This is a genomic window from Mycobacterium sp. SMC-4, from assembly GCF_050205565.1.
Lineage (GTDB): Bacteria > Actinomycetota > Actinomycetes > Mycobacteriales > Mycobacteriaceae > Mycobacterium.
The window spans coordinates 210,780-227,491 of sequence record NZ_JBNMQU010000010.1 but is presented as its reverse complement, the minus strand read 5'-3'; the positions used below and the strand labels follow the sequence as shown (position 1 = coordinate 227,491).

At 68.6% G+C, this 16,712-nt stretch carries 17 protein-coding genes; 10 read left to right on the top strand and 7 right to left on the bottom strand.

Features of this window, described 5'->3' with window-relative positions:
• Positions 1–56: 56 nt before the first annotated feature.
• Genes ACQI46_RS18660 through ACQI46_RS18645 form a run of 4 tightly spaced genes read left to right on the top strand, consistent with a single transcriptional unit; the run spans position 57 to position 4,192 of the window.
• Positions 57–677 carry a TetR/AcrR family transcriptional regulator gene (locus ACQI46_RS18660; protein WP_427095512.1) on the top strand — a complete coding sequence of 207 codons (621 nt, stop codon included), beginning with the start codon at positions 57–59 and terminating at the stop codon, positions 675–677.
• Positions 674–1,990 carry a glycosyltransferase gene (locus ACQI46_RS18655; protein WP_427095511.1) on the top strand — a complete coding sequence of 439 codons (1,317 nt, stop codon included), beginning with the start codon at positions 674–676 and terminating at the stop codon, positions 1,988–1,990. Before ACQI46_RS18660 ends, ACQI46_RS18655 begins: the two co-directional genes overlap by 4 nt.
• A gap of 4 nt (positions 1,991–1,994) precedes the next feature.
• A complete protein-coding gene (locus ACQI46_RS18650; RefSeq protein ID WP_427095510.1) occupies positions 1,995–3,212 on the top strand; it encodes a glucosamine kinase in 1,218 nt (405 codons plus the stop codon).
• Positions 3,209–4,192 carry an SIS domain-containing protein gene (locus tag ACQI46_RS18645; protein ID WP_427095509.1) on the top strand — a complete coding sequence of 328 codons (984 nt, stop codon included), beginning with the start codon at positions 3,209–3,211 and terminating at the stop codon, positions 4,190–4,192. Before ACQI46_RS18650 ends, ACQI46_RS18645 begins: the two co-directional genes overlap by 4 nt.
• Here ACQI46_RS18645 and ACQI46_RS18640 read toward each other — a convergent pair.
• From ACQI46_RS18640 to ACQI46_RS18620, 5 genes are read right to left on the bottom strand one after another with little or no spacing between them, the layout of a single operon-like run.
• Complete coding sequence (locus ACQI46_RS18640; RefSeq protein WP_427095508.1) at positions 4,179–4,856, bottom strand: energy-coupling factor ABC transporter permease; 678 nt, start codon at positions 4,854–4,856, stop codon at positions 4,179–4,181. The two genes, ACQI46_RS18645 and ACQI46_RS18640, sit on opposite strands and share 14 nt — an antisense overlap.
• Before the next feature lie 18 nt (positions 4,857–4,874).
• A complete protein-coding gene (locus ACQI46_RS18635; RefSeq protein ID WP_427095507.1) occupies positions 4,875–5,183 on the bottom strand; it encodes a nitrile hydratase accessory protein in 309 nt (102 codons plus the stop codon).
• The gene (gene nthA / locus ACQI46_RS18630) at positions 5,180–5,800 is read right to left on the bottom strand and encodes a nitrile hydratase subunit alpha (RefSeq protein WP_427095506.1); all 621 of its coding nucleotides are present in this window, start codon (positions 5,798–5,800) and stop codon (positions 5,180–5,182) included. Before nthA ends, ACQI46_RS18635 begins: the two co-directional genes overlap by 4 nt.
• Positions 5,797–6,531: a nitrile hydratase subunit beta gene (gene nthB / locus ACQI46_RS18625; RefSeq protein ID WP_427095505.1), complete on the bottom strand. Its 735-nt coding sequence runs from the start codon at positions 6,529–6,531 to the stop codon at positions 5,797–5,799. The genes nthA and nthB overlap by 4 nt, the downstream gene beginning before the upstream one ends.
• Entirely contained in the window at positions 6,528–7,052 is a 525-nt protein-coding gene (locus ACQI46_RS18620) for a DUF1097 domain-containing protein (protein ID WP_427095504.1), read from the bottom strand. The genes nthB and ACQI46_RS18620 overlap by 4 nt, the downstream gene beginning before the upstream one ends.
• Positions 7,053–7,273: 221 nt before the next feature.
• On the opposite strand from ACQI46_RS18620, the gene ACQI46_RS18615 reads away from it, so the two are divergent.
• On the top strand, positions 7,274–8,269 hold the full coding sequence (locus ACQI46_RS18615) for a GlxA family transcriptional regulator (protein ID WP_427095503.1): 996 nt from the start codon (positions 7,274–7,276) through the stop codon (positions 8,267–8,269).
• On the opposite strand, the gene ACQI46_RS18610 is transcribed toward ACQI46_RS18615, so the two are convergent.
• A complete protein-coding gene (locus ACQI46_RS18610; RefSeq protein WP_427095502.1) occupies positions 8,219–9,262 on the bottom strand; it encodes a GlxA family transcriptional regulator in 1,044 nt (347 codons plus the stop codon). The genes ACQI46_RS18615 and ACQI46_RS18610 overlap by 51 nt on opposite strands.
• 206 nt (positions 9,263–9,468) lie before the next feature.
• Between ACQI46_RS18610 and ACQI46_RS18605 the strand changes: the two genes are divergently transcribed.
• From ACQI46_RS18605 to ACQI46_RS18585, 5 genes are all read left to right on the top strand, one after another.
• Positions 9,469–10,353 (top strand): TIGR04222 domain-containing membrane protein, encoded by an 885-nt coding sequence (locus ACQI46_RS18605; protein ID WP_427095501.1) that lies wholly within the window; start codon positions 9,469–9,471, stop codon positions 10,351–10,353.
• On the top strand, positions 10,350–11,216 hold the full coding sequence (locus tag ACQI46_RS18600; RefSeq protein WP_427095500.1) for a DUF692 domain-containing protein: 867 nt from the start codon (positions 10,350–10,352) through the stop codon (positions 11,214–11,216). The genes ACQI46_RS18605 and ACQI46_RS18600 overlap by 4 nt, the downstream gene beginning before the upstream one ends.
• A gap of 220 nt (positions 11,217–11,436) precedes the next feature.
• Positions 11,437–13,779 (top strand): endopeptidase La, encoded by a 2,343-nt coding sequence (gene lon, locus ACQI46_RS18595; protein WP_427095499.1) that lies wholly within the window; start codon positions 11,437–11,439, stop codon positions 13,777–13,779.
• A 115-nt stretch (positions 13,780–13,894) separates the two neighbouring features.
• Complete coding sequence (locus ACQI46_RS18590; protein ID WP_427095498.1) at positions 13,895–14,542, top strand: endonuclease; 648 nt, start codon at positions 13,895–13,897, stop codon at positions 14,540–14,542.
• Between the two features lie 27 nt (positions 14,543–14,569).
• A complete protein-coding gene (locus ACQI46_RS18585; protein ID WP_427095497.1) occupies positions 14,570–15,172 on the top strand; it encodes a hypothetical protein in 603 nt (200 codons plus the stop codon).
• Positions 15,173–15,176: 4 nt separating this feature from the next.
• Here the strand turns inward: ACQI46_RS18585 and ACQI46_RS18580 are convergent, their stop codons facing one another.
• Entirely contained in the window at positions 15,177–16,652 is a 1,476-nt protein-coding gene (locus tag ACQI46_RS18580; RefSeq protein ID WP_427095496.1) for an acetyl-CoA acetyltransferase, read from the bottom strand.
• Positions 16,653–16,712: the final 60 nt, after the last annotated feature.

Here is a 16,712-nt window from a genome sequence, read left to right as displayed (position 1 = left end):
GCCGGAGGGGCGGTTGTCTGGCACAGTGACACACGGCATATTTCAGGAGGGTGCGCATGGCGGTGAGCCGCACGGAGCGACGCGCGAACCTGATCCACGCTGCCCAGCGTGCGGTGATGAAACACGGGGCCGACGTTCGGCTCAACCAGGTGGCGGCCGAAGCCGGGCTGACCTCGGGTGCGGTGCTCTATCACTTCCCCGACGTGCAGACCCTGCTGGTCGAGGCCAACCGTGCCGGTATGGAGCGGTTCTACGACGAGCGGCTGCGCAGGATCGAAGGGATCGCCGACCCCGACCGTCGCCTGGTCCTGACCATCGAGTCCGGCCTGCCCGTCGACTCCGACGATCCGGCCGTCAAATTGCTGTGCGAGCTCGGCGGAGCGGCGGGACGCTATCCGACCTACGCCGTTCTGCTCACCGCGCTCTTCGACCGGCAGGTGGCGATGTACCAGGTGATCCTGGAATCCGGTGCTGCGCAAGGGGTTTTCACGTTGAGTTCGCCGTCGCTGAGCATTGCCCGCAACATCGTGGCCCTGGAAGACGCCTACGGCTACCGGATGGTCGCCCGTCACCCCAGCCTGGACGCCGACGCATCCATCGAACTGATCCTCGACTACGCCCGGGTGGCAACCGGCCACCCCCTGCCCCGCCGTGCACCCGGTGAAAGGACTCAATGATGACCCGACCGCTGACCATCATGTTCTGGCCGGAGTCCGCGTACGGGCCCACCAATCAGTGCATCGGTGTCGCGGCGAAGCTCCGCGAACGCGGGCACACCATCGTGTTCGCGGCGGAGTCGTCGTGGGCCGGCAAGATCGCGCCCTACGGGTTCATCGAGGAACTGGTGGATCTGGCCCCGCCCGCTGCAGGGGACGAAGACGCCGACGCCGGCCAGTTCTGGACCGACTTCATCGCCGAGACGGCCCCCGAGTTCGCCAAACCGACCATCGAGCAGCTCGAGACGTTCATCGCGCCGACTTACCAGGCGCTGATCGACGGGGCGAAATACTGCGAACCCCGACTGCGGGAGATCATCGACACCTATCAGCCGGACGTCGTCGTCGAAGACAACGTGGTGCTCTTCCCGGCGCTGACCACCTCCGGCAAGCCGTTCGTCCGGATCGTTTCGTGCAGCCCCCTGGAGGTGCCCGGCGACGATGTGCCGCCGCCGTTCTCGGGTCTGCCCAGCGATGACAGGTCCGACTGGCCGACCTATCGCGCCGAGTTCGACCGGGTGCTGCGTCCGATGTGGGAAGACTTCGACGCCTGGGTCCGTGAACAAGGTGCGGGCCCGCTGCCGGACCTCGAGTTCATGCCCCGCGACAACGCCGCCAACCTCTACGTCTACCCCGCCGAGGCCGACTACACCGACCGGCGCGCACTGGACGGATCGTGGACGCGGGTGGACTCCAGCATCCGCGAGACCGATGAGGCCTACGAGCTGCCCGCCGAGCTGGCCGATCGGCCGTCCGACAGTGCCCTGGTGTACCTGTCGCTGGGATCCCTTGGTGGAGCCGATGTCTCGTTGATGCAGCGGCTGATCGACATCCTCGGCAAGACGCGGCACCGCTTCATCGTCAGCATGGGGCCGCAGGCCGACAAGCTCACGCTCGCCGACAACATGGCCGGGGCACAGATGTTGCCGCAGACCAGGATCATCCCGCTCGTCGATGCCGTGATATCCCACGGCGGCAACAACACCACCACCGAGACACTGCACTTCGGCAAACCGCTGATCGTGCTCCCGCTGTTCTGGGACCAGTACGAGAACGCCCAGCGCGTCCACGAACTCGAGCTCGGCGTCCGCTTGGACACCTACCACTTCGCCGACGAGGACCTCACCGGTGCACTGGACCGGATCCTCACCGATGACGAGCTGCGGGAACGCGTGTCGCGCATCGGCGCCGCGGTCCGGGAACGCGACGGGCTCCGACGCGCTGCCGACATCATCGAACACGTCGGTCGGTCACAACAGAGTGCCGCAGACTGACGACGTGCAGATCGACGTTTCACCAACGCCGTCGGATCTCCTGGAACTCGGAGACCGCCACGCGCTGGCCATCGTCGACCGGCACGGAAGGCTCTCCGCCGTGCCGCTCGTCGACGCAGGAGACGGTTGGCGGCGCGCGACCTCCGGTAGCGGCGCATCCGCGGCTCTGGTCCGGCTGCTCGCCGAGACACCCGGGCACATCCGGCGCGGACGGTTCGACGTGCTTTCCTGGACCGACACACCCCTGCCGGGCGCGGAACGCCCGATCACCGTCGACCAGACCAACGAATCGGTCATCGTCGACGAGCAGGCGGTGGTGAAGTGGTCGACTCATCTGGAGCCGGGCCCGCATCCCGCACCGGGCAGACTGTCGGTCCTCACCGCGGCGGGGTTCACCGAGATGCCGACGCCGTGGGGTGTCGTCACCTGGACTCCGGACAGTGGCGCCGAGACCCTGGTGGCGACGGTGACGGGTTTCCTGCCCGGTGCCGTCGACGGCTGGACCTGGGCCGTCGACTTGTTCGTCGCGGCGGCCGCCGGCGGCGATCTCGCCGATGCGACCGGCGTCTGCGCGACCCTGGGGAAAGTGGTCGCCGATCTTCACATCGCCATGACCGCCACCGTCACCCGATCCACCCCGGCGGATGCCCAGCGCTGGCGCGACACCGCCTTCGACACCCTGGCCGAGGCGCGCGCCCTCGCCGGCCCGGCCAACGCGGCGTTGCTGTCCGGGCATGCGGATCAGGTCGCGGCCACCTTCGACGGCCTCGCGGACCTGGTCGACATCCCGATCCTCGAGGCCCACGGCGATCTGCACGTCGGTCAGGTGCTGCGGGCCGGTGACCGGCTGGTCATCACCGACTTCGACGGCAACCCGGTCCTGCCGCCCGCCGAACGCGTATGTCCTGTGCCGCCGGCAGTCGACCTCGCGGGCATCCTGCAATCGCTGTGCCACGTCGCCGTCGTCGCCACCAAGCGGCGTGCGGCAGACCCGGCGAGCGTACGCACTGTCGAGGCCGCGTCCCGGTCAGCGCTGCTGGACGGGTACATCGGCCGACTCGGGCAGGCGGGACACGCCGACCTGCATACGGCTGCGGCGGTGCCCGCACTGCGGCTGCAGCAGGTACTGCGCGAAATCGTGTACGCCGCCCGCCACCTCCCGCGCTGGATGTATGTGCCCGACGCGGCGCTTCCAGCTCTGATCGACGAATTGAGCTCATGAACCCCGACAAGTTCGCCGCCGATCTGCGCCGCAAGCCGGATGTGCTGTCGAAGCTGGCCGACGCACTGGCACAACGCAATCCGTGGACACAACTCGTTTCGAACGATGTCGCGCAGGTGGTGTTCCTCGGCATGGGCTCGTCGGCCTACGCCGGCGGGGTCGCCGCAGCACGGCTGCGGGCACGCGGGGTCCGCGCCGTCTCGGAGATCGCCTCCTCCGAACTGCTCCCCCGATGGGGACGGGGCACGCTCGTGGTGGCCACCTCGGCGTCCGGCGGATCGGTCGAGACTCTCGACGCACTCGAGCGCCTGGGCGGCTCGGCGCGCACCGTGGCGCTGACGAATACGTCCGATTCGGCCATCACCACGGCGTGTGACGCCACGATCGAACTCCTCGCCGAACCTGAGATCGGCGGGGTCGCGTGCCGCAGCTACCAGCACACCCTCGCGCTGCTGATGGCCCTCGAATGTCACCTGACCGGTACCCCCACCGACGACCTGGTGAGAACGGTCGCGTCGACCGCCCAGGCCAGCGACTGGCTGTTGACCACCGAAAACGACTGGCGGCCCGAGGTTTCGGCGATGCTGCTCGGGCCGGACGAGACGCATCTGGTCGCCCCGGCGCATCGCCTGTCCTCGGCGCAGCAGGGCGCGTTGATGTTCCGGGAGGGGCCGCGCCGGTCGGCGATCGGTTGCGAGACCGGCGACTGGAGCCACGTCGACGTGTACCGCACCAAGAACAGCGACCTGCGGATGCTGGTCTTCGCCGGATCCCGCTGGGAGCACCAGATGGCCGAATGGACCGGGCCGCGCGGCACCACTGTCGTCGCGGTCGGCGGTGAGGTGCCGACCGCGACGACGGCGGTGCGCTATCCCGGAGACAACGGCGACGACGTGCGCCTGCTCACCGAGACGCTGATCCCGGAGCTGGTGGCGGCCCGGGACTGGCAGGCCGCCACCGGCCCGGTCAGGCCGGGCTGAACAGACGCGGCTCGAGCCAGGTCTGGCCCTTGAGCCGGTCCAGCGCCTTCGCCCCGGCGAGCACCGCGAGATCGGCCACCGGCTCTACCACGATCACCAGCAGATAAGCGGCGCCGAAGGTGGCGACGGCAGCGACGGTCTGACCGCTGAAGCCCTCACCGTAGAGCGCCCAGAACCCGACCCACGACACCGCACCGGCCTGGTAGGTCAGCGACAACGTCAACGCCTGCCGGTATTTCAACGAGGTGTAGGGGGTCTGCGGAGCAATCGTGCGCGCCGCGACATACTGCAGGGCGAACAGCGGCACCAACAGCGTGGTCAGGTTCATGCCGTACTGGGGAAGGTCGAAGGGCGCCAGGAACATTCCCTGGAGCAACAGACCCAATGCCAGGCCGAACGCCGTCGGCGCGACCCCGAACAACAGGAACAGCGTCGAGCCGAGGATGAGGTGCACCTCTGACACGCCCACCGGGAAATGCGGGAGAATCTCGAAGAACACCAACACAAGTGCGGTGGTCACCGAGGTGCCGAGGAGCATCGACGCGGCGCCGCGTTCCTTGAGGTGCTTCCACGCCATGGTCAATGCGTACGCGCCGGCGCCACCGGCGGTGGCATAACTCAGGACGATCTTCGCGCCGTCCACGATTCCTGGTTCGATGTGCATCGGGAGTTCCTTTCGAGGTCAGTGGTGGTCGTCGTGGACGGCGTGCGCCCCGTCGTCCGTGTTCAGTGGGGCGGTGAGGATCTCGCGGTGGTCGACGACGTGCTCGAGTGCAGCGACCCAGTGGTCGTAGTACTCCCAGTCGCCGCGGGCAGGGGCCGGTGCCGCCTCCCACGCGCCGATCGTGTCGATCAGGCTCTGCTGGAACTCGCTCCACGGGTAGTGGCCGAACTCCGACAGTGCCAGCGCGAGGCCGAAGGCGCGGCGCTGCCAGTCGTGGTCGAACGACGGTGCGGCCTGATCCGTCGTACAGGTCTGGTGCAGTCTCATGACGGCTGACCCGCCAGCGCGACACCCATCATGGATTCGGTGGTCACCAGCGCCATGAGCTGCTCATCGGTGAAACCCTCTGTCCCCGAAGGACGTTCGGGAATGACGAACCACCGGGAGTGTCCGCTGGAATCCCACACCTTGATCTCCGTGTCATCCGACAGCTGCACGCCGACCTCGGTCAGCACGGTCCGGGGTTCCCGTGCCGCACGCGCCCGGAACACCGGGTCCTTGTACCAGTACGGCGGGAGTCCGAGCACGGGCCAGGGAAAGCAGGAGCACAGCGTGCAGATCACCAGGTTGTGCACGCCGGGGGTGTTGGCGACGGCCTGCAGGTGCTCGCCTTCGGCGCCCGCCATGCCCTCGGGAAGGTCCAACTCGGCGAGCGCCGCGGGGGTGTCCACGACCACCCGCGCCGCGAAATCCGGATCGGTCCAGGCCTTCACGACGATCTTCTGACCGTTCAACGGTGTCATCTCGGATTCGAAATACGCCAGTACCTTGTCGACCGTCTCGCCGGTGATGACGCCTTTCTCGATCAGCAGACGTTCCAGCGCGGCCACCCGCTCGGCGCTGGACTTCTCACGGTCGGACGGATATGAAAACTGGTCGCTCACTTGTCCTCCTCGACGGGTTGCAGGTACGCCTCGAACAGTTCGGCGTACAAGGTGTTGGCGCCCGGCTCGGCCCGGACGCCCCAGATCTCTTCCGGGGTGAACTCGACGATGTAGATCGGCATCGGGTCACCGATGCCATCCCCGGTGTGCACGAAGTAGGCGTAGTCCCCCTCGAAGACCCGGGTGACCGTCCCGACCCGGGACCGCAGGTAGCCCGGCAACCGCGTGTGCGCGCCGGCGGGGGTGTCTGCGATGCGCACCTGCTGACCGACGGTGAACTTCGGGTGCGCGACGTCGCGGCGCGGACTGTCGCCGCGGCGCAGGTAATCCATCACCTGGTCGTCGATCGCCGGGTCGCCGCCACTCGGGGCGGCCGCGGGTGCGGTGATCGCGGCGGTGATCTCCTCCTCCGACACGTATCCCTGCTCGACGAAGAACTGGCTGATTCCGCCCAGCCACTTCTCGTAGTAGCGGAACTTGAAGTAGTCGAACGGGTTCATCGCCTCGGCGCCGGTTCGCAGCGAAGCCCAGGTCCATTCGTCCCGGAACTCGGTGGGAACCTCGTCGATCGGGTACGCCGGCAACGCGGAGCCCAGGTGGTTGCTCAGCCCCATCATCGCGACGTGGATGCCGAAGATGCGTTTCTCCCACTCTTCGACGAACACCCGCTTCTCCAGGGTCAGCGACTCGGGCAGGCCCTCGAGGCCGCCGAGATGATGCTGCAGTTTCATGCCCGTGCACCTTCCGTTCCGGTACGGCCGGCCGGGACCGTACGTGTCATGACATTGGCCAGATACTCCGAGGCGATCCCGAATGTCGCGCCGAGGACGCAGGCACATGCGGCGACCAGCCCCGGATGCGAAATGCTCGTCGTGGTGATCGACGCAGCAGTGCCGGCAACCGTCGACACGGTCGAGGCGAAGCCGACCACCACTGCCGGTGTCACCGACAGCAGCCCGATCCACGACGCCTGCACCATCACCGCACTGCCCACCCCCACGGCGATCGCGGTGGCGGTCAGGCTGCCGCCGAGCAGATGGGCGGCGTACAGACTCGCGCTGGCGATGACGACGCCGACGAGGTTCGACGACACCGAGCGCACCCACCCGGATGGTCCGCCGCCGACGAAGAAGAACGACGCCCAGGCCAGAAAGACCACCCAGATGGGAACGGTGATGACCGTCGCGGTGAACGCCACCGCCACCCCACCGAGCACGCCGATGCTCAATGTCAGAGCCGATCGTGAATCCATACCGTCCGCCTTCCTTGCGCTGTCCGAAAAGCCGTTCGCCGCACCAACGTTGGGCTGCTCACGTTTCCGGTCTGTAAAGCGCTGTTATCGGTTGGTCACCGAGGTGGACATCTTTGCCGCAAAACAGGACCGGCGTGTTTGGGGCCGACCGACACGGACACGAGGGGCGAAAATCCGGACATCCGGCGGCATGCGTGCCGCGGCGCCCGCACGCTTACCGCATGTATCACCACGCGCAACGCCGGAGTCGTCGCATCGCGATGCTGGCATTCGACGGCGTGCGCACCCTGGACGTCACCGGACCGCTGGAAGTCTTCGACGTCGCCCGTGCTCTCGGCTGCGACTACTCGGTGTCACTCTATTCCTGCGGAGAAGCCTCGACCATCCGGTGCTCCTCAGGCCTGTCCGTGACTGCGATGCCCGCTTCGCTGCTGGCCGCGTCGGACACCCTGATCGTTGCCGGTGGTGAAAGCCCTGCCGGCGAGGGCATTCCGCAACCCGCCCGTCGTCTTCTCCAGACTCGCGCACGGCGGATCGCAGCGATCGGTACCGGCACCTTCGCGTTGGCGGCGGTCGGGCTCCTCGAGGGCCGCCGGGCCACCACTCACTGGCGACATCTGGATGCCTTCGAGGCCCGTCACGGATCCACGGTGCTCGAACGGGAGTCCGTGTACGTCCGCGACGGTGATGTGTGGACGTGCGCCGGTGCGACTGCCGGCATCGACCTCGCGCTGGCACTCGTCGCCGATGACCACGGAACCGACATGGCCCACGAAATCTCGAAGGACCTGGTGGTGCTCAGCCGGCGACTGGAGGGGCATCCGCAGATATCTGCAGCCGCGCGAACGCCGCGGCCCCGACATGCCGGTCTGGAACGGTTGATGGCGACGATCAGCGCCGATCCGGCCGGGCACTATGCGCTGAACACTGTCGCCGCCCGAATCGGGCTGAGCCCGAGGCATCTGGCTCGGCTGTTCAAAGCGCAGGTCGGAATCACGCTGCGTCAGTACGTGTACGAGATCCGGCTGGAGAACGCGGTGGGGCTGGTGATGGCAGGTGAATCGTTCCATGCCGCAGCGCGGCGCAGCGGACTGCGGTACGGCGCGCGGGTCCGCGACCATCTGGAAACGCATCGCGTGCGGCCGGAGCCGCGCGCGACAACGCCGTCAACGGTCGATTCCGGTGGTACGGAAGCGGTTCCGGTATACGCCGGGTGAGACCCCCAAGTTGCGCCGGAATGTTCGGCGCATCGTATCGGTGGTTCCGAAACCTGCGCGCCGCGCCACCGTGTCCTGACTCTGATCTCCGGTGGCGAGAAGGACTTTGGCGGCTTCGAGCCGCGCTTGCTCAACGAAGCGCGCCGGCGTCATCCCGATCTGTTCGTGGAACATCCGGGCCAGGTGCCGCTCGCTGACCGCCGCCCGTGCGGCCATCGCGGCGATCGAATGATCACCACCGGGGTCGGCGATCACCGAGTCCACGATGCCGCGCAGACCACCCGAGACCGGGAGGTCGGACTCCGCCCACACGCTGAATTGCGCCTGACCGCCCGGCCGCTGGAGGAAGACGACCATCCACCGGGCCACCCGCCGGGCCACCGTGGGACCGTAGTCGCTCTCCACCAGGGCGAGCGCCAGGTCGATGCCGGCGGTGATCCCGGCACCGGTGATGAACGGTCCATCCTGCACGAACAGCGAGTCCGGGTCGACACGCACCTGCGGGTACCGTCGCGTCAACGTCTGGCAATGCGCCCAGTGCGTCGTCGCACGGCGACCTTCGAGCAGCCCGAGCGCGGCGAGGACGAACGCCCCGGTGCACACCGAGGCCACGCGGCGGGCGCGGGGCGCCAAGTGCCGCACCATGTCCAGCGCCTCGGGCACGGTGTCGGGGGTCGGCTCTTCGGGGATGTCGTGCAGCCCCGGGGTGAAGTCGAACTCCCGAGGGACGCCCCCGGGGACCAGGAGGGTGTCGATCGTGGTCGGTGCGTCGGCCAGGGCGATGTCCACGTCCAGCCGTGCGTATGCTGTCGTCCCCACCGCCTCCCCGGTGGTCGACGCCAGGAGGACGTGATAGTTGGCGCCGAAGTCGTTGGCGCGCGCGAAGATCTCCAGCGGTGCCGCCACATCCTGCAGCGTCACCTTGTCGTACAGGGCGAAGACGACCGTCCGCGCCGGCGGCGCGGCGGTGCGCTGGCGTGGTTCGTCGGCCACTGACGTTGTGCCCCTTCGCTGCCCCGGTGGTTCTGGCGAAGCTGACAACTTAACTGCTCTCTGTTACCGTCACGTTTCCGATTGCGTCATCCGCGGCTGAATACTCCTATCGCGCAACGCTTTTCTCAGACATCCGCCAACAACTCCTCACCGAACGCTGTCCATTCCCGGGCACGCTGGCATTTCCAGTCGAGGAGGTGCATGTCATGCGGCAAGAAGGCTTTTGGTATCTGGTCGGTCTGACGGCGACGGTGGTGTTCGCCGTGGTCTGGCGGATCGCGGCGGAGCCGCGCCGACCTGCGGTGACCTCTCCCCTCGCTGTCACCGAACTCGCATTCCTGAGATCGAATGTGGCCCCGGTGGTGACGGCTCTGGCAGGTCTGCGGGCCAGTGGCCGGATCGGCCCCGACGGCCGAGCCGATTCCACGGTGCACGCTGCGACAACCGACCGGTTCAGCGATCGGGTGCTCGCGCACGTTGCCGTCGATCCCGCGCACACCGTGGTGTCCCTCGTGAAGGCATGCCGACACGATCTCGCAGCGATGGAGAGACGGCTCCAGAGCAGTGGTCTGGTGCGCACGGACTCCGAACGGATGCGTCTGCGCCTGGGTGCCATTCCGTCGATCGCGGTGATGGCGGGCGGTATCGCTCTCTTCAGCTACCGTCTGCTTCAACAGCCGGTTCACACTTCCGAGGACACTGCCGTGATTATCACGGTAGGGGTCCCCACGCTGCTGTGCGGACTGCTGGTCCTTCCGTCTCTACTGACGGTGAACAGGCTGACCCGTGCGGGTCGCGAACTACTGGCCGCCGAACAGAAGAAGCGCAGCTACCTCGAGCCCGCCAAGCGCCCCGCCTTCGGCACGTACGGACCCGCGTCGGTGGCGATGTCGGCCGCGTTGTTCGGTACGGGTGCGCTGTGGTTGTGCGACCCCGCCTATGCGACTGAGGTTGAGGTCGCCGGGAAATCGTCGGCCGGCGGCGGCGCCTCCTGCGGAAGCGCCTCGTGTGGCGGCGACGGTGGAGGCGGCGGGTGCGGCGGATGTGGCGGCGCCGGCGGTGGTGGTGGCGGATGCGGGTGCGGCGGATGAGTACCGCCACTCGTGCCGTTCCATCGCTGGGCGACCTCGGCATCGGCTGGCGCAGCGAGATCGCCGGGATCATCGCGGACTTGCGACCGGGCTTCTGCGAGGTGATCGCCGAGTCGATTCCGTTGCGACGCAGACACGCCCGCGCGGACCCCGCGCTGACGGACCTGGCTGCACGCGGCGTGCCGGTGATCCCGCACGGAGTCGCCCTGTCTCTCGGCGGAGTCGAGCCGGTGCAGCGCCGACGGGTACGGCGACTGGCATCCTGCGCCGACGCGCTGGGTTCGCCACTGGTCAGCGAACACATCGCGTTCGTCCGTGCGGGCGGCATCGAAGCCGGGCATCTGCTGCCGGTGCCTCGTACCCGAGAGGCACTCGATGTGCTGGCGGACAACATCGCCCGCACCCGCAGTGAGCTCGCCGTGCCCTTGGCGGTCGAGAACATCGCGTCGTTCCTGGAATGGCCGGAGTCCGATCTGACCGAGTCGGAGTTCCTCACCGAACTGGTGGAACGCACCGGCGTGCTGCTGGTCCTCGACGTCGCGAATGTGTATGCCAACGCACGTAACCGCGGTCGCGACCCGGTGTCCGAGCTGCTGCGACTGCCGGTGGAGCAGGTCGCCTACAGCCACGTGGCGGGCGGGCTCCAGAGCGGCCGCTTCTATCACGACACCCACACCGAGCGGATCCCTCAGGAGGTGCTGGACATGGTGACCGTGCTGCGGGAGCGGGTCGATACCCCGGTGATGTTGGAGCGGGACGGGCGCTATCCGCCCGCGGCTGAGCTTTTCGACGAGCTCGACGCCATCGCGGCTGCTGCCGGAGCGCAGCCGATCACCACCGTGGCGCGCGAGGTGTGGGGATGACCGCCCGGGACTCGCTCGCGCGGCGTCAGGAGGAGCTCGTGCGGGCCTTGGTGGCCGGGGGTCCGGTGCCGGTGGGTTTCGATCCCGACGCGGTCGCAGCCGCCGGTGAAGTGTGCCGACACAAGCGCCGCCACCTCGTCACCGTCCGGCGGTCCTGGTTTCGGGGAACAAAACGGACCCGGTCAAGGTTGAGCGCATCAGGTTCAACTTTGGAGGTTTGATGCCCGAAGCTCTGCAGGTCCCCGTGCTCTTCGTTCGAGAGCCCATCGTGCTGCCCGGCATGGTGGTGCCGATCGAACTCGACGATGCGGCGCTGGCCGCGGTCGAAGCCGCACGCACGAGCGAGGCGGCCACGCTTCTGATCGCCCCGCGTCTGGACGACCGCTACCCCGCCTACGGTGTGCTCGCGTCGATCGTGCAGGTCGGCCGCATCCCAGGCGGCGGTATGGCTGCCGTGGTGCGCGGTGAACGGCGCGCGCACATCGGCTCGGGTGCCGCCGGACCCGGCGCAGCGCTGTGGGTCTCGGTCACCGAGGTGCCCGACAGCGAGGTCACCGACGAGATCGCCGGCCTGGCAGCCGAATACAAGAAGCTGCTGCTGGCGATGCTGCAGCGGCGCGAGGCTTGGCAGATCGTCGACGTGGTCAACCAGATCACCGACCCCTCGGCGCTGGCCGACACCGCGGGCTATGCGTCGCATCTGAGCGACGTGCAGAAGCGCGAGCTGCTCGAGACCGAGGATGTCGGCGCCCGGTTGCGGTCGCTGATCGCGTGGACCGGTGAACACCTGGCCGAAGTCGAGGTCAACGACAAGATCGCCGAGGACGTCCGCGCCGGAATGGACAAGCAGCAGAAGGAATTCCTGCTGCGCCGGCAACTGGACGCGATCCGCAAGGAACTCGGCGAATTGGATCCCGGTGCCGAACCCGACGGAACGGATTACCGTGCCCGGGTCGAGGCCGCCGACCTGCCCGATGCCGTGCGCGAAGCCGCGCTGCGTGAGGTCGGCAAGCTGGAGCGGTCCAGCGAGCAGAGCCCGGAGGGCGGCTGGATCCGCACCTGGCTCGGCACCGTGCTCGACCTGCCGTGGAACGTCACCACCGACGACTCGACCGATCTGGCCCGGGCCCGGGAGATTCTCGACGCCGACCACCACGGCCTCGACGACGTCAAGGACCGCATCGTCGAATACCTGGCGGTGCGCGCTCGTCGCGCACACCGCGGAATGGCGGTCGTCGGCGGGCGTGGGTCCGGTGCGGTGATGGTGCTGGCCGGCCCTCCCGGGGTCGGCAAGACCTCGCTGGGCGAGTCCGTCGCCCGCGCGCTGGGCCGCAAGTTCGTGCGCGTCGCGCTCGGCGGCGTCCGCGACGAGGCGGAAATCCGGGGTCACCGCCGCACCTACGTGGGTGCGCTCCCCGGCCGTATCGTGCGGGCGATCGGAGAGGCCGGCTCGATGAACCCGGTCGTCCTGCTCGACGAGATCGACAAGGTCGGCTCCGACTACCGCGGTGACCCGGCGGCAGCGCTGCTCGAGGTGCTCGACCCGGCGCAGAACCACACGTTCCGCGACCACTACCTCGACCTCGATCTCGACCTGTCCGACGTGGTGTTCCTGGCCACGGCCAACGTCATCGAGAACATCCCGCAGGCCCTGCTGGACCGCATGGAACTGGTCGAGATCGACGGGTACACCGCCGACGACAAGCTCGCCATCGCGCGCGACTTCCTGCTCCCCCGCCAGCGCGAGCGCGCGGCCCTGAGCGAGGACGAGGTCACGATCACCGACGCGGCCCTGCGCAAGATCGCCGCCGACTACACGCGCGAACCCGGTGTGCGCCAGTTCGAACGCCTGCTGGCCAAGCTGATGCGCAAAGTCACCACCAGGCTGGGTGCGGACGCCGGACACGTCGTCGTCGACGAACCCGACCTGGTCGCCTATCTGGGGCGTCCGCGCTTCGTCGCGGAGTCGGCCGAACGCACCGCGGTGCCCGGCGTGGCCACCGGCCTGGCGGTCACCGGCCTCGGTGGCGACGTGCTCTACATCGAGGCCGGCGCCGTGGAATCGGACCGGGCCGGGGAGTCGGCTCTGATCCTGACCGGCCAGCTCGGCGACGTGATGAAGGAATCCGCACAGATCGCGCTGTCCTACGTGCGCTCGCACGCCGAGCAGCTGGGCGTGGACCCGGCCCGCCTGGCCCGCAGCATCCATGTGCACGTGCCGGCCGGTGCGGTCCCCAAGGACGGGCCGTCGGCAGGCGTGACCATGGTGACCGCGCTGGTGTCGATGGCCACCGGACGACAGGTGCGCTCCGATGTCGGGATGACCGGCGAGGTCACGCTCAACGGGCGGGTGTTGCCGATCGGCGGGGTCAAGCAGAAGTTGCTGGCCGCCCAGCGTGCCGGGCTGACCACGGTGTTCATCCCGTCGCGCAACGAGGCCGACCTCGACGACGTACCCGCCGACGTGCTGGCGGCGCTCGATGTCCGACCGATGACCGACGTGGCCGACATCGTCGCCCAGGCGCTCGAACCCGCACAGCGAGTGGCGCCCGTCGCCGCGTGACCCGGGTCACCGTCCCTCCGCGAGCAGACGCAAACTCCCCCGATTTCACCGAATTTCGGGGGAGTTTGCGTCTGCTCGGCGTTTCTGCCGGGGACGTTCGGGCAAGCCCGCTGACATGGCCACATCGACGCAACGCCACGTCGTCGAGCGCTTGCTCGATCAGGCGGGCGCCACCTACGCCGAGGAAGCCGGAATCCGGATGCGGGACAAACCCATGCCGCTGTTCCAGCTGTTGATGCTGTGCATGCTCGCCAGCAAGCCGATCGACGCGGGCACCGCGACCCGGGCGGCGCGCGAGATGTTCCGCGCCGGGCTGCGCACACCGCGCAACGTGTGCGACGGCGAACGGTCGGTGTTCATCGACGCGTTCGGCCGTGCCGGTTACGCCCGTTACGACGAGAGTTCCGCGACGCGTGCGGTCGAGATCGCCGCCGCGGTGCTCGACGACTACAACGGGGATCTGCGCCGGCTGGCCATCGCCGGGGGACGTGACATCGAGAAGACCCGGCAGCTCCTGCAGGAGTTCAAAGGCATCGGCGGCACCGGTTCCGACATCTTCCTGCGCGAGGTGCAGGACACGTGGACGTGGGTGCGGCCGTATCTCGACGAACGCGCCACCGGGGCCGCGGCCGAGCTGGGCCTGCCCACCGACGCCGCTGCGCTCGCCGACCTGGCGCCGCGGCGCGCGGCCAATCTCGCCGCCGCCCTGGTGCGGGTGTCACTGGACGACGAGCTCCGCGACCGGGTGCGCGCGGACACCTAGCCCTCCATGGCAGGCTGATCTCTCGACATGCGTGCCCTCACCTACGCCGGCCTGCCGGCGCTCGTCCTCGGCGCCGTCGTGGCGTGCTCCGGTCCCGCCGTGATCACCACCGACGACGCGAGCGCTCCCCCGGCACCCTCGCCCGCGCCCGCGCCGCCCACCACGGTGCGCAGCAACGCGCACCTGGCCAACGCCTTCGATTTCGCCGCCGACGTCGACGGGCAGACCGGCTACTACTTCACCTCGCCGAGCGGGAACTGGGAATGCGCCATCGTGCCGCGGGTGCACGCGGGTTGCCAGAACGCCCGCAACAGCGCGCGTATCGGCATCACCGGTGCGCCCGCGCAGGTGCCCGGCGAGGACGGCACACCGAGCCCGCCCAACGCGGTCGTCGTGCAGCGCGACGGTGCGCCGCGATTCGTCGCGTTGGACAGCCCGGCGTTCGGTCTCGAGGACGCGGCAGCTCCCGAACTGCCGTTCAACCGGATCCTCGCCGCCGCCGGATTTCGCTGCAATGTGCAAGAGGCCGTGGGCATCTCGTGTCAGTCCGAGCGCAGCGGCAACGGGTTCACATTCTCCGCCGACGGTTTCCGTCCCGGTTACACGGATGTGCCCCCCGGCGCGCCCTGACCGGTCACTCCAACGACGCGGTGCCGTCGGCGTGCACCCGCACCACGGCCCCGGCGATGTCCTCGGTGACCGTGACCGCCGCCGACTGCGGGTCGCTGATGACGGCCAGCGCTCGCGCGCCGTCGGCGGTCCGCACGGCCAGGAACGCCTTCTCGGGTGTGCCGTCCCGACTCACCGGCGTGGTCCACGACTCGACGGTTCCGACGCCGCTCCACTCCACCAGCGCCGTCCTCGTCGGCTCCCGATCCACCTCCGACTGCACGTCCTCCCAACGGAATTCGTGGGTCGGCGGCTCGGTGCCGTACACGCCGAAGCTGTGCTTGGTCAGGTATCCGCCATTGGCGGTGATCAGTCCGCGTCGGCCCGGCTGGGCGACCAGCGCCTCGGCCATCGTGGCGATCGAGTGGGTGACGTAGTTGTTCCACGGGCCACCGGCGAACGTCAGCCCGCCGGTCACCGTCAGCGGCCGGGCCGGATCGCCGACCGGCAGACCCAATTCCTTGGCCGCGACCTGAACCGCGGACGGGAAACACGAGTACACGTCGATCAAGTCGATGTCGTCGACACCGGTGCGGGCCAGCTCCAACGCGCGCCGACCCGCGATGCGGATCGCCGGCGAGGTGTGGAACTCCGCGCGTTCACCGATGGCGTAGGTGTCGTGCGCGTCAGCGCCGGCGTACGGGAAAACCCAACGCTCCGAAGGGATCTGGAGCTCCTTGGCCTTCTCGGCCGACGCCAGGATCAGCACCGCGCCCTGGTCGACCATGTTGTTGGAGTTCATCAGCTTGGTATAGGGCCAGCTGATCATCCGGTTCGTCGACGAGGGCTGGGTGATCTGCTCGGCGGTGAGCGCCTCCCGGTTCCAGGCGTGCGGATTGGTCGCCGCCACCGCCGAGAACTGCGCCCACAGTTCGCCGATGCGACGCCGGTGCTCCTCGACGGACTCGCCGGCGGCGATGCGCACCGCGGTCTCGAACATCGGGTACACGTACGCCGGCCGGTCGAGCTGGATCCGCTCGTCCGACGGGGCGGCCATGGGCACACTCTCGTCAGAGCCCGGCGCCGGCGGAATCGACTCGTCCTGCCGGGTCCACTCGGGTTTCTGTCCGGTTGCGCGCATCTTGGTTCGGGTGCGCCACGTCTCCGCACCGGCGATCAGGACGACGTCGGCGCGGCCCTGCGCGATGTCGCGGCATGCCAGGTTCACCAGGGTCTGCGGCACATTCCCGCCGATGCCGGTGTAGCGCGTGGCCGCCTTGTCCGCGCGAATGCGTTGCGCCAGAAGCAATCCCGGGTCTCGGTAGTGCCAGGACAGCAGATTGACCACCCGAATCGCGTCCACGGCCTCGAGCACCCGGGCATCGGCGGCCTCCCGTGCGGCGGCCGCCATCAGGTCGACCGGTTCGGTGGCCGGATTCTCGGTGCGCTGGTTGACCTGGCCGTAGCCGACGAGAACCGGTGTCCTGGGAGCAAGGGGCATGACTGCACACCATAACGGCAGTGCAGAGATTAACCAGATCGCCACCGGGTATGGGTTCTC

Excerpts from the sequence above, each read along its gene's own strand:
- ACQI46_RS18660 (WP_427095512.1), top strand. The coding sequence starts at position 57 with ATGGCGGTGAGCCGCACGGAGCGACGCGCGAACCTGATCCACGCTGCC.
- ACQI46_RS18655 (WP_427095511.1), top strand. The coding sequence starts at position 674 with ATGATGACCCGACCGCTGACCATCATGTTCTGGCCGGAGTCCGCGTAC.
- ACQI46_RS18645 (WP_427095509.1), top strand. The coding sequence starts at position 3,209 with ATGAACCCCGACAAGTTCGCCGCCGATCTGCGCCGCAAGCCGGATGTG.
- ACQI46_RS18640 (WP_427095508.1), bottom strand. The coding sequence starts at position 4,856 with ATGCACATCGAACCAGGAATCGTGGACGGCGCGAAGATCGTCCTGAGT.
- ACQI46_RS18635 (WP_427095507.1), bottom strand. The coding sequence starts at position 5,183 with ATGAGACTGCACCAGACCTGTACGACGGATCAGGCCGCACCGTCGTTC.
- nthB (WP_427095505.1), bottom strand. The coding sequence starts at position 6,531 with ATGAAACTGCAGCATCATCTCGGCGGCCTCGAGGGCCTGCCCGAGTCG.
- ACQI46_RS18620 (WP_427095504.1), bottom strand. The coding sequence starts at position 7,052 with ATGGATTCACGATCGGCTCTGACATTGAGCATCGGCGTGCTCGGTGGG.
- ACQI46_RS18615 (WP_427095503.1), top strand. The coding sequence starts at position 7,274 with ATGTATCACCACGCGCAACGCCGGAGTCGTCGCATCGCGATGCTGGCA.
- ACQI46_RS18605 (WP_427095501.1), top strand. The coding sequence starts at position 9,469 with ATGCGGCAAGAAGGCTTTTGGTATCTGGTCGGTCTGACGGCGACGGTG.
- ACQI46_RS18600 (WP_427095500.1), top strand. The coding sequence starts at position 10,350 with ATGAGTACCGCCACTCGTGCCGTTCCATCGCTGGGCGACCTCGGCATC.
- lon (WP_427095499.1), top strand. The coding sequence starts at position 11,437 with ATGCCCGAAGCTCTGCAGGTCCCCGTGCTCTTCGTTCGAGAGCCCATC.
- ACQI46_RS18590 (WP_427095498.1), top strand. The coding sequence starts at position 13,895 with ATGGCCACATCGACGCAACGCCACGTCGTCGAGCGCTTGCTCGATCAG.
- ACQI46_RS18585 (WP_427095497.1), top strand. The coding sequence starts at position 14,570 with ATGCGTGCCCTCACCTACGCCGGCCTGCCGGCGCTCGTCCTCGGCGCC.
- ACQI46_RS18580 (WP_427095496.1), bottom strand. The coding sequence starts at position 16,652 with ATGCCCCTTGCTCCCAGGACACCGGTTCTCGTCGGCTACGGCCAGGTC.